This window comes from Sediminibacter sp. Hel_I_10, assembly GCF_000688335.1.
Taxonomy (GTDB): Bacteria; Bacteroidota; Bacteroidia; order Flavobacteriales; family Flavobacteriaceae; genus Psychroserpens.
In genome coordinates, this window is record NZ_JHZX01000001.1 from 185,794 (window position 1) to 198,950 (window position 13,157).

8 protein-coding genes are annotated in these 13,157 nt (G+C 37.3%); all 8 read right to left on the minus strand.

What is annotated here, in order from left to right; genetic code table 11:
* Window positions 1–10: 10 nt before the first annotated feature.
* Window positions 11–1,393: an MFS transporter gene (locus P176_RS0100905; protein ID WP_026752939.1), complete on the minus strand. Its 1,383-nt coding sequence runs from the start codon at window positions 1,391–1,393 to the stop codon at window positions 11–13.
* A 95-nt stretch (window positions 1,394–1,488) separates the two neighbouring features.
* Window positions 1,489–2,319, minus strand: coding sequence for a M48 family metallopeptidase (locus tag P176_RS0100910; protein WP_026752940.1), 831 nt, complete (start codon window positions 2,317–2,319; stop codon window positions 1,489–1,491).
* Between the two features lie 101 nt (window positions 2,320–2,420).
* Window positions 2,421–4,829: a glycoside hydrolase family 31 protein gene (locus P176_RS0100915; protein ID WP_026752941.1), complete on the minus strand. Its 2,409-nt coding sequence runs from the start codon at window positions 4,827–4,829 to the stop codon at window positions 2,421–2,423.
* 181 nt (window positions 4,830–5,010) lie between these two features.
* Window positions 5,011–6,921: a 1,4-alpha-glucan branching protein GlgB gene (gene glgB, locus P176_RS0100920; protein ID WP_026752942.1), complete on the minus strand. Its 1,911-nt coding sequence runs from the start codon at window positions 6,919–6,921 to the stop codon at window positions 5,011–5,013.
* A gap of 3 nt (window positions 6,922–6,924) precedes the next feature.
* A complete protein-coding gene (locus P176_RS0100925; RefSeq protein WP_026752943.1) occupies window positions 6,925–8,556 on the minus strand; it encodes a trehalose synthase in 1,632 nt (543 codons plus the stop codon).
* A 1-nt stretch (window position 8,557) separates the two neighbouring features.
* Window positions 8,558–10,495 (minus strand): alpha-1,4-glucan--maltose-1-phosphate maltosyltransferase, encoded by a 1,938-nt coding sequence (locus P176_RS0100930; protein ID WP_026752944.1) that lies wholly within the window; start codon window positions 10,493–10,495, stop codon window positions 8,558–8,560.
* A 128-nt stretch (window positions 10,496–10,623) separates the two neighbouring features.
* Window positions 10,624–11,889 (minus strand): glucose-1-phosphate adenylyltransferase, encoded by a 1,266-nt coding sequence (locus tag P176_RS0100935; protein ID WP_026752945.1) that lies wholly within the window; start codon window positions 11,887–11,889, stop codon window positions 10,624–10,626.
* Window positions 11,879–13,099 (minus strand): glycogen synthase, encoded by a 1,221-nt coding sequence (glgA, locus tag P176_RS0100940; protein ID WP_026752946.1) that lies wholly within the window; start codon window positions 13,097–13,099, stop codon window positions 11,879–11,881. Before glgA ends, P176_RS0100935 begins: the two co-directional genes overlap by 11 nt.
* Between the last annotated feature and the right edge of the window lie 58 nt (window positions 13,100–13,157).

Sequence of the window (13,157 nt, forward strand, 5' to 3'; positions counted from 1 at the left end):
GCAAAATTTTTTAAACGTTTTCCTTTGGAACACGGAACAGTAGTATAATTCCGAAGAGAAAGAAAACAAATAAGAATAGGATTGCATTTCGCATACTTCCAGTGATTTGATCAATGGTTGCAAAAATGACCATGCCGATGACTATTCCAATTTTTTCAGCTACATCAAAAAAGCTAAAATAAGACGTGGTATCTTTAGTCTCTGGTAAAAATTTTGAATAGGTTGATCTCGCCAAAGCCTGAACTCCTCCCATTACAAAACCCACGATGGAGGCTGCAACATAAAACTGGAAAGGTGTCTCCATAAAATAGGCATAAAAACATAAGCCCATCCAAATAAAATTAACTACAATGAGCGTTTTGATATTTCCGAATTTGGCAGAAGCACGCGATGTTAGAAATGCTCCTAAAATGGCTACAACTTGAATGACCAATATACTTACAATCAATCCAAAGGTCTTTGCCTCATCATCTCCCCAAGCAATTTCTTCCTCACCAAAATAAACCGCTACCAGCATGATGGTTTGAACAGCCATACTAAACACAAAAAATGCAGTGAGATAACGCTTTAGCCTAAAGTTCTGTTTGAGTTGTTTCCAAACTTGTCTGAGTTCTCTTAAACCATTAAACAGCACGTCCTTGGTTACTTTGTGACCCTTAGAAACCCCTTTTGGCAGCACATAAAATGTATACTGACTAAAAAGTATCCACCAGATTCCAACGGTAATAAAAGCAACTCTCATCGCTCTGAGAGCAGCGTTGTCCTTGGCTTCTTTTAAGGCTTCTGCTATTTGAATTTCGGAACCTGTTTCGCTTAAACTACTTGAAATACTGGTATCAAAACCAAACCAATGAGGATACATGACCATGCCTAGGTTTAATAAAAGTAAAAGTACACTTCCAATATAACCAAGACTAAAACCTTTGGCACTCACGGCATCTTGTTGATTTGGAAACGCAATGTCTGGCAAATATGAGTTATAAAACACCAAACTCCCCCAATAGCCTATTAACCCCATAAAGTAAAAAAGTAAGCTCAAATGGATCTGATCTAAGCTGAACCAATATAAACCAATACATCCTGCTCCTCCTAGGTAGCAGAAGAATTTCATAAAGTTCTTTTTATTTCCAACATAATCGGCAACACCCGAAAGAATTGGAGATGTAAAAGTGACCACCAAAAAGGTAAATGCTGTTACATAGGTGATAAGCGCCGTGCTTTTAAAAACAAACCCAAAGGCCTCTACATTTTTTTCGACTTGAGAAACGAACAAAGCGGAATAAAAAATAGGAAATATGGACGAGGCAATGGTTAGGGTATATACCGAATTTGCCCAATCATAAAAAGCCCATGCATTTAATAGTTTTTTACTTCCCTTTTCTGGTTGGTTCATCTAAAACGCTTTTTAATAAGGTCTAAAAATAGCTTAAATAAAAAAGCCGTTCATCTTGAACGGCTTTAAATTATTTTTTATTTCAAATGATCTTATTAAAACTTACCTAAAGGTCTAAAAGAATCAACACCAAATTTCTTAGCTTCTGCTTTAGCTTTATCTGCCCAGCTCTGAAGATTATTGATTCTGGTATCGTTAGACGGGTGTGTACTTAAGAATTCTGGTGGTGCTTGACCTCCACTATTGGCTTTCATGCGTTTCCAAAGCTCAGCAGCTTCATCAGGATTGTATCCTGCTATCGCCATAAGATAAAGTCCAATTTCATCAGCCTCCGTTTCATGACTTCTACTAAATGGTAACATCCCTCCCACATTAGAAGCTATACCAAAAGCTTGGTTGTATATTCCCAAATTTTCACTATCAGCCAAGGCTATATTTCCAGCAACAGAGATGCCTTGTTGAATATATGTAGCACTCATACGTTGTTGACCATGATTTGCAAGCGCGTGGGCTACCTCGTGACCCATTATCGCGGCAATTGCCGTTTCATTATGAGCTATAGGTAAAATACCTGTGTAGAATACAATCTTTCCGCCAGGCATACACCAGGCATTTACAGCTTCATCATTTACCAAGTTATATTCCCACTTATAGTCCTTCAAGTAACCCTGAAATCCCCTAGCATCTAAATAGCGTTCTGCAGCGACAGCAATACGTTGCCCAACACGCTTAATCATCTCTGCTTGAGCTGTTCCTGTAACCACCTTGTTTTCTGTTAAAAATTGGTCGTACTGTGCAAAAGCCGACGGGAAAAGAGAATCATTAGAAACAAATGCTAAAGTCTTATTCCCAGTAAATGGATTTGTCGCACAAGACAAAAACAAGCCAATAGTACCTATCGCAATAATATGATTTTTATAATTCATTTTTAGTGTTTTTAAAATTGCATATAAATGTAGTGAATGATTCTGCTGAGATTGCCTCAAATCCATACAATTTTAACATTATTAAAGCATTGACTAGCATATCACTCTTTCCCGATAAGATGTAATTCTGTAAACTCTTTATCTATGGTCATTGTAGCGACGCCATTAACGTTGACATGCTCTAATGGCTTGATAACATTATCAATTTGTATCTCAGAAATTTCAAAAGGCAACCCGTGAATTTTTATTTCAAAGGAATGGTATTCTGCATCAAATTTACCTTCTTTATGTTGCTGGATGATCAATTGATTTTGTTTTCCTGTAAGCTTAAAGGTTCTTAGACTGTATCTTCCTTTGGTATAATCATAACCGTCATGAGCATCATCAAACATCATGGAAGTTTCCTTTCCTTCCTTATAATAGACGTCTAACACTACCTCATCCAAAGTTTTCTCTCCAACGTATTGTTGTACAGGATACTTTGGTATCACAGCACCTTCCAATACAAATATTGGCATGCTATCAATATCCGCATCTACCCATATTTCTCTACCGCCTTTGATGTGCTCGTCTGACCAGAAGTTATACCAATTTCCTCGGGGTATGTACATTCGTCGTCCTTTTGCATTAGGCTCTTGTACAGGACATGCCAAAATGTGATTTCCGAAGATAAACTCATCTGTTCTGTAATGCGTTTGAACATCCTCTTGATCAAACAGCACCAAAGACTTTAATATTGGTGTACCTTCTTCAACATATTTCCAAAAAGAAGTATACAAATATGGTAGTAATTGGTAGCGGATCTCAATAAATTTTCTAACAATATCCGTCGCTTCTTTTCCAAAAGCCCAAGGTTCTTGATCGCCATGATCTCCCGAAGAATGCACTCTAAAAAATGGATGGAAAACCCCCAACTGCACCCATCTTACAAAAAGTTCTCCTTGAGGTTGCTCAGCAAAACCTCCAATATCACTGCCCGCAAAACTAAAGCCTGACATTGCCAGCCTTTGTGCTTGGGTATTAGCAATCATTAAGTGCTCCCATGTTGCTACATTATCTCCCGTCCAAGTAGAAGTATAACGCTGGGTACCTGAATAAGCAGAGCGCGTAATGACGAAAGGACGCTTTGGATATGTTGATTTTTTAAGCCCTTGATAAGTAGCTCTTGCCATCTGCATGCCATAAATATTATGTGCTTTTCTATGACTGCATCTGTTGCCGTCATATTCATGGCGCACATCATCTGGAAATGTTTTATTTGGAACTTCCATTACGGCGGGCTCGTTCATATCGTTCCAAACGCCTTTCACTCCAATTTCTTCTATCAATTCTTTAAATAGACCAGACCACCATTCTCTTACTTCTGGATTTGTAAAGTCTGGAAAATAACATTCACCGGGCCATACTTTCCCTTTCATATAAGGACCGTCTGCACGTTTACAGAAATAATCTTTTTCAAGCGCTTCTCTAAAAACGAAGTAATCCTTATCTATTTTAATACCCGGATCTATAATGGCAACCGTTTTAAAACCGTCATCAGCCAATTCCTTCACCATTCGTTTCGGATCTGGAAAGTAGTCTTTATTCCAAGTAAAACATCTAAAACCGTCCATGTAGTCAATATCCAAATAAATGGCGTCACAGGGAATGTTCAATTTTCTAAACGTCGCCGTTACATCTTTGACCTTTTTTTCTGGATAGTAGCTCCATTTACATTGGTGAAATCCTAGTGCCCACAATGGCGGGAGAAGATGTGGTTTCCCCGTCAAATCGGTATAACTTTCTACAACTTCGGTCATTTTAGGGCCGTAGATAAAATAATAATTCATCTCCCCGCCCATGGCCCAAAAACTGGTTACATTTCTACGTTCGTGAGCAAAATCAAAAAATGAGCGAAACGAGTTATCAAAGAAAACGCCGTAAGCTTTATTATGGTGCAAGCCTGTATAAAAAGGAATGGCCTTATAGATAGGATCTGACTCTTTTCCATAGGCATAAGAATCGGTCACCCAATTCTCAAAACGACGGCCTTTTAAATTTAAATGGCTAGGTTTATCTCCTAGTCCATAATAGCTTTCGCCGTCGTTAGACACTTTACTCATCTTAACGATATTACCGCCATATTGGTAACTTTCTTCCCAATGAAACCCTATTTCATCTTGATTGATGAGTTGATTATCTAAAGCATCATAGATCTGGACGCCTAAATTATCCTTTGAAATATGACAAATGAGCTTAGAGGTTGTGATTTTATAAAAGGTTTTTAAGTCTTCTATTTCTAGATGATTATAACCTGTACTTGCATATTTGGTAATGGCATAGGAAAAATCATTTTCAAATGTACCAGTAGTAGTATATCTGAATCGTAAAACACTATCTCTTAGTACGGTTAATTGAAGTATAACATCATTATCTGTAGTAAAATATAAGGTATCAACATCTTTGTTAAAGTCAATCACCTTTGAAGGGACTAGATTTCCTTTAAATTCCAGTTCTGTATTTGTAATCATAATGTGGCATTTAGCTAAAAAGTATGTAAAAAAAAGCAAAAAAGGTCAAGTTATAAAACTATTTAAATGCTATTTGCTACTTGTTATCAACGCAAAGGTTTGCGACATAACAAACTGAGACTTCTACGAAGTCAAAATAGAGTTATGACCTATGATTCTAGACTGGAAAAGATTAAAAGATCTATTTCGTATATTTAAAAGCGACCATTCCCAACGGTGGAATATTAATTTCTACTGAATCATCCCTAAAATGCCAAGCCTCTTTATCTGATGATATTGTTTTATTAACATAAGCACCGCTGCCGTAGTATTTTTTAAGATCACTGTTAAAAATCTCTTTCAACTTTCCTTTCTTCGGAAGTCCGATGCGATAATTTTCGCGAGGAATAGGCGTCATGTTGCATACCACAATCACATCATCCTTGACATTATTTCCTTTTCTAATATAGGCAAATACTGAATTCTTATGATCTGAATAGTCTATCCATTCGAAACCTTCCGCAGAAAATTGTTTTTCATAGAGTGCTGGTTGACCTTTATAAAGCGTATTTAAATCTTTTAGCAATTCTTGCACTCCTTTGTGAGGATCGTATTGTAATAAATGCCAATCTAAACTTTGCTGAAAGTTCCATTCACCACTTTGGCCAAATTCACATCCTTGAAATAATAAGTTGGTTCCTGGATGGGTGAACATATAGCTGTACAAAAGTCTCAAATTGGCAAATCGCTGCCATTCATCACCAGGCATCCTTCCCAGAATCGACTTTTTACCATATACCACCTCATCGTGACTTAAGGGCAACATAAAATTCTCAGTAAATGCATACGTCATTGAAAACGTGAGATCATTTTGATGAAAGGGTCTATACACAGGCTCTTTAGCAAAATACTGTAGCGTATCATGCATCCACCCCATCATCCATTTCATGCCAAATCCCAAACCTCCTAAAAAGGTTGGTTTTGACACCATTGGGAAGGCTGTAGATTCTTCTGCAATAGTTTGTACATCTGGATAGGCACCATAAACGGCTTCATTCATCTCTCGAAGAAAAGCCATGGCCTCAAGATTTTCTCTGCCTCCAAAGATATTGGGTTCCCACTCGCCTTCTTTTCTAGAATAATCTAAAAATAACATTGATGCCACAGCATCTACGCGAAGTCCATCAGCATGGTATTGATCTAACCAAAATATCGCATTACTAATTAGAAATGACTTGACCTCATTTCTTCCGTAGTTAAAAATCAAACTTTTCCAGTCTTGATGATAACCTTTTCTTTTATCTGGATGCTCATAAAGCGCAGATCCATCAAAAAAGCCTAGACCGTGAGGATCCTCAGGAAAATGTGAGGGAACCCAATCTAGGATAATCCCGATGTCATTTTGATGTAGCTTATCGACCAGCAACTTAAATTCGTCTGGATAGCCAAATCTTGATGTTGGAGCAAAATATCCTGTAATTTGATAGCCCCAACTCGGGTCATAAGGAAATTCCATAATAGGCATTAATTCTACGTGTGTAAAATTCATTTCCTTAACATAGGAGACCAAATCATCTGCGAGCTCTGTGTAGCTCAAAAACCGATTTCCCTCTAATTTGCGCTGCCAAGAACCCAAATGCACTTCGTAAACAGAATACGGCGCATCTATGGCATTATTCTTTTTACGTTTTTTCATCCATTTAGCATCCTTCCAACGATAATCGTCCTCCCAAATAATAGAGGCTGTTTTTGGGTTATGTTCACTTCGCCTTGCGTAAGGATCGGCTTTTTCGGTTTTAATATCGTTATTATTGCTTTGTATCTTGTATTTATAGGCTTGTCCTTTTTGAGCACCAGGTATAAATCCTTCCCAGATGCCACTGGAATCCCAACGTACATTTAAACGATGCTCCCCTTCCACCCAAAAATTAAAATCTCCAATGACAGATACCATTTTAGCTGTTGGTGCCCAAACGGCAAAATAAACGCCTTTAACACCATCTATGGTGGTGATATGTGAACCAAATTTCTCGTATAAGCGATAATGCTTACCAGATTTAAAAAGATTGATATCAAAATCGGTGAAAAGACTATAAGTAGTGACTTCTGCCATAAATCAGTTATTAATAATATTTGAAATGCCCTTTAAAGGAATTACAGCCCATCTCGGTCTAGAATTAAGCTCATAGCCTAGTTCATAAACGGCTTTTTCGAGCATGGCATATTTCAGTAAAAAAATGCGTTCTTGTTCATATCCAATGTTAAGATTGGCTTCTTGTATTTTAATGGTATAAACTCCTAAAAAGACACCTTTTAGGTATTGATACAGAATTTCCCCAGCTTCAAATAATTCTTCTTGAGTATGTTTATAAGATTCTGTATTATTAAAGATGGTAGCATAAATGGCATAATGAAACGATCTAAACATTCCAGCAACATCCTTTAATGGAGGTTGTTTCACTTTACGATCCCGAATAGTACTTTCTGGTTCTCCTTCAAAATCCAAAATGTAAAAATCATCACCTTTAACCAAAACTTGCCCCAAGTGATAATCACCATGAACACGAATGCGTTCACCTTTTAATTTTGTCCAATCAAAATCTACAAATCGCTTCCTAATGGTATTCTTCTTTTCAAGAAACTCATTCGCCAATTCTAGAGCTAAGCCATCTAATTTATGAAGACTATTTTCTATGGTATTTAACCGGTTTTGAAACTGGTAGAGCAATCTGTTCTTTAACCAAACGGTATAATCCCCATTAAAATGAGTGGGTGTAAACGCTGTATCTTCAAACTCACTCCCTAATGCAATGTGCATTTCTGCCGTACGAAGCGCCAACTTTTGAATTTTTGTAAACACATTTAAGCCGACCCAATCAATAATTTGTGGAGGTACATTAATAATATCTAATTTTCCAAAATCTTCTGTTTTGGGAAGACTGGAAATATCGATGTCTTTATATTCTAGATTACAAAACACTTTGTGAAACTCAGTTAACATGTATTCCCAAGCGTCACCGTCATTCTCGACCATTTCCTGCATTAGGCCAATGGTGATGTTTACATTTTCTAAATCCTTAATTTGAATGCTCCCAAGGTAGGCAGGGGTATTTTTAAAATCTTTTTTATCTGATAAAAACCGACTCATCTCATAATCTGGATTTCTATCGGCATAAATACGTCTGAAGAATTTGAGCACATATTTTTCGTTATAGACAATAGAGGTATTGCTCTGCTCCATCCCCATATATCTTGACGATTCATACTGGCAATCTTTAAAAACATCGCTCTTATGATATCTTACGCGCGTCTTATCTTTTGGGACTGCGGTAAGAATACGTTCAAAAACCACACGTCTAAAAGCTTCTAGGTTAATGGCATCAATAATATAACCCTCTTGATCTTGAATACTGATTGGTAAAATCCTATCGTCCTGTGCAAAGTTTTCATCTGAAACAAAAGCAATAGGTAAAAAGTAATGTTGATAAAAGGCTTCTGTAAAATTGACCTCCAGTATCAAACCATAATACATTTCATCATGCTGTTGGATCCTGAAATATTCAGACAATTCAATGTATTTTAGCTTACTGGCTTTGCCTCCATACCAACGTTGCTTAATGATATAATTTTCTAAAATATCGGAAAGAAACACCTTAATAAACTCCTTATTTTCTAGAAGGTCTTCCCACCTATCGCTAAAATTATAAGGTGGCTGTAAAGCGGTATTTATTTTTTCCTTCTTTGTCATCTTATTTCGTAATCTTAAATATATGAAATGGCAAAGTTGGGTGTAATTCTATGTAATTCCATTCATTGTACCAGTTATAGCTGCTTCCTGTTATCAAGTCAAACACTTGTACTTTATGACCTGCGTGAAAGTCTAATTCTTGCAATGGCAATTGCACATGTCCTTGCTGCGCATAGTATTGGTCTAAACTTATGATAATTAACAGCTCATTGGTTTTGTCTTCATTCCATTTGTAAAAAGCAAGTAATTGGTCATTATTGATGTTACAAAATCGAATGTTATTGGTTTGCTGTAATGCTTCATTCTCATGCCTGATAGCATTAATCTTTGAAATCAACAAGGTGAGTTTATTTTCCTTAAACCAATCGTAATTACAGATTTGGAATTTTTCAGACATGTAATATTCCTCTTTTCCAGGAATGGCCTGATCAATCTGTTGCTCAAACACTGGCCCATAAATACCAATACTAGAGCTCATGGTTGCTGCCAAGGCATAACGCTGCAGGTATTTAGATTCTGAAGCACCTTGTAGATGATAAGGATTGATATCCGGAGTATTAGGCCAAAAATTAGGTTGCATGTATTCTTTTTGGTCTGTTTGGGTCAACTCGGTAAGGTATTCTATAAATTCTTGTTTGCCAGTTCTCCAAGTAAAATAAGTGTAAGACTGTGTATAGCCTTCTTTGGCCAAACGTTGCATCACTTTAGGACGCGTAAATGCTTCTGCCAAAAAGAGGACATTAGGATGTTTTTTCTTTACTTCGGAAATGAGCCAGTTCCAGAAATAATAAGGCTTGGTGTGCGGATTATCTACCCTAAAAACCTCAACACCGCACTTGATCCAATACAACATGGTATCTAAACATTCCTTCCAAAGATTTTTATAATCATCTGTTTCCCAATAAATAGGTAGAATGTCTTGGTATTTTTTTGGAGGATTTTCTGCGTATTGAACCGTTCCATCAGGTCTCCATTTAAACCAATCTGGATGAGATTTTACCCAAGGATGATCTGGTGCTGCCTGCAACGCATAGTCCATGGCGATTTCTATACCATGTTCTTTTGCCTTTTTGATTAAGCTTTTAAAATCTGAAACCGATCCCAGTTCTGGATGTAAGTCCTTATGACCACCATCCTTAGAACCAATACCCCAAGCAGAACCAACATCGCCTTCTTTAGCTTCGGTAGTATTATTTTTACCTTTTCGATTGACTTCTCCAATAGGATGAACCGGCGGGAAATAAAGGGTATCAAACCCCATTTGAGCAATTCTTGGCAACAAGCGCTCACAATCTTTAAAGGTGCCATGTTTATCTTTTTCTTCGGAAGCAGAACGAGGAAAAAACTCATACCAAGTACTGAAACGGGCTTTTTTTCGATCTACATAAACCTGTAATTCTTTAGACTCATTTGCCAAATGTTTGGCCGGATAGTTTAGAAAAAAATTATTGAGTCTTTCGCTTTTAACTTCATTAATCGCTTCCTCATATCTATCGGCATCTGAAAACGCCTCAATACAATTTTTTAAATACGCTTTTGCGTCTTTCGAAATTTTATTGAGCAGTGGCTCGATGTAGGTCACTCCTTCTAATAACTCTGACTTCACATTTTGATTGTCGTCTATTTTCCGGATGGTACCGTGTTGCCAGTTTAAGGCATAATCTACCCAAGCTTGAACTTTATAGGTATAAAATCCTTGTTTTTCAACAGTAAAAGCAGATTTCCACTCATCATTAACTATATGTTGTAACCGTGTTTCACTCCAAGTTTTAGATTTCTCGTGTTTATATAAAACGGAGGCTGCAATGATGTCATGGCCGTCTCCAAATACATTGGCTCTAATTTGAACGATTTCATTAACAACACGTTTAATATAATGTTCCCCACAATTGATTTGAGGAAATACTGCATCAATGACAACTCGTTTTTGGTTTTGCATAGTGTTGGTTACTTGAAATTTTAGATTGTGAATTTAATAAAATTCAGGGCATTTAATAACTATACTATTAAAATATCTTTCCTGAATTATAGATTTGTGATTTATATAGCTTGAAAGCGACTGTCCAATTAAATGACGGTTCCAGATGGTATTTTTGCGCCCTTCTTCACCACAACAATTCCATCTTTAATCACATAATTCTCGGTTTCGGAGTCTTCGTTATGTTTACTGCCGTCAATGATCACATCATCACCAACACGACAGTTTTTATCTATAATTGCATTATTGATGGCACAGCGCTCTCCAACACCCATAAACGTATCAATGTTATTTTCCTCTATAAACTGAAGTGATTCATAACTGTCATTACCCATCATATAACAATTAGAGATTTTAGTGCCCTTTCCTATTCTAGAACGAATGCCAATTACAGAACGTTCAATTCTTTCGGCATGAATAATACAGCCATCAGCGATGACGGTCTGGTTCAAAAGCGTTCCTGAAATTTTTGAAGTCGGCAAAATCCTTGCGTGGGTATAAATACGTTGATGATCATCATAAAGGTTGAACTGCGGAATAGCGTCAGTAAGCCCTAAGTTCGCCTCAAAGAATGAGTCGATATTACCAATATCTGTCCAGTAGCCTTCATACTGATAACTAAAGGTTTTGTATTTATGGATGGATTGTGGAATAATCTCTTTTCCGAAGTCAACCGTATCGGGCTCATCCATAAGTTTTACCAGTAAATCTTTATTAAAGATGTAAATGCCCATAGAAGCTAAATAATGTCTCCCGCTGCGTTGCATGTCTTCACTTACATCAGACTCCCAACCTCTCAGGGCTTCAGTATTTGGTTTTTCTATAAATGACGTAATTAAGTTGTCTTCATTTGTTTTTAAAATACCAAATGATGTTGCATCCTTTGCAGTTACAGGTAAGGTCGCGATTGAAATCTGGGCACCATTACGTTCATGTCTGGCAATCATATCATTAAAATCCATTTGATAGAGTTGATCTCCAGATAAAATAAGTGCATATTCAAAATCATGCTCCAAAAAGTGATGCATGCTTTGGCGCACAGCATCTGCAGTACCTTGAAACCACTCACCGCTTTTAATGGTCTGCTCTGCCGCTAAGACGTCTACAAAAGCTGAGCTAAAAAAGCTAAAGTTATAGGTGTTCTTGATGTGCTTGTTTAATGATGCAGAATTGAACTGAGTTAAAACAAACATGCGCTTAATGTCTGAGTTGATGCAGTTAGAAATAGGAATATCTACCAAACGATATTTTCCTGCAATTGGCACCGCTGGCTTTGAGCGTTTCTCTGTTAAGGGATATAATCTTGAACCTTGTCCGCCTCCTAAAATTATGGAGAGCACTTTATTATTTATCATCATGAGTATGTATTAAAGTTTGATATAATTCTTGTACTTGTTTCGCAATGGCAGACCAATCAAAAATAGCTTCAACTCGAGCTCTACCGGCTTTACCCATTGCAGCCTGTAAATCTTTATCATTTACCACTTTATTGATGGCACTGGCCAAATCTTTTGAGAATTCTTCTGGATCCATGGGTTCAAAAGGCGCCTCTTTTTGTTGCGCTACTGGCACGAGATATCCAGTTTCATCTTGCACAACCACTTCCTTAATGCCACCAACGGCGCTTGCTACAACCGCTGTTTCACAAGCCATCGCTTCTAGATTAATGATTCCGAATGGTTCATAAATAGAAGGACAGCAAAATACGGCGGCATGAGAATACAACTCAATGACTTGTGGTTTTGGCAGCATGTCTGCAATCCAAATCACATTATCACGCTCTTGTTTTACAGCATCTACACTGGCTTTCATTTCTGCAGCAATTTCTTTAGTATCTGGGGCGCCAGCACACAGTACAATTTGAGTATCCTTATCAATATGCTGTATGGCGTTTACCAAATGAATAATTCCTTTTTGCCTGGTTATGCGTCCAACAAATAAGACATAGGGTTTTTCTAAATTAACCCCATATTGTGTTAGCGTGTTTGTTTGACTGGTGACCGCATATTCCTTTAGATTGATCCCATTGTAAATCACCTTGATCTTTTCAGGATCCACATTAAAATGATGCAGCAAATCTGTCTTGGTCTCCTCGGAAACAGCAATCACGGCATCTGCCATTTCAATTGCCGTTTTCTCTATCCAAGAGGAGGCTTCATAGCCTCTGCCCAATTGCTCCCTTTTCCATGGTCTTAAAGGCTCTAAGGAATGTGTAGTAATGACCAAAGGCGTACCGTAGCAAAGTTTAGCTACAATCCCTGCGAAATGGGCATACCAAGTGTGGCAATGTACAATATCAGCATCAACGGGATCAATATTCATGTTCACGCAAGTTCTTAAGGTTTGCAATACCGCCTTCAATTTGCCATCTGCAGAATCAAAATCTGCATTCTCAAATTCAAAACCTTTTACCTTTAAATTTTTTGAAATATCATTTTGGTCTCCAAAACTGCGCACCTCCATAGGCATCAACTTCGCCAACTCCGCAGCTAAATACTCAACATGAACACCTGCACCACCATAAACATAAGGTGGAAACTCTCTTGTATAAAATAATGCCTTCATAAATGTAATTGGAACTAATAATTATAACGTTATAGCCTTTGTAATGCGCTAAAAGTCT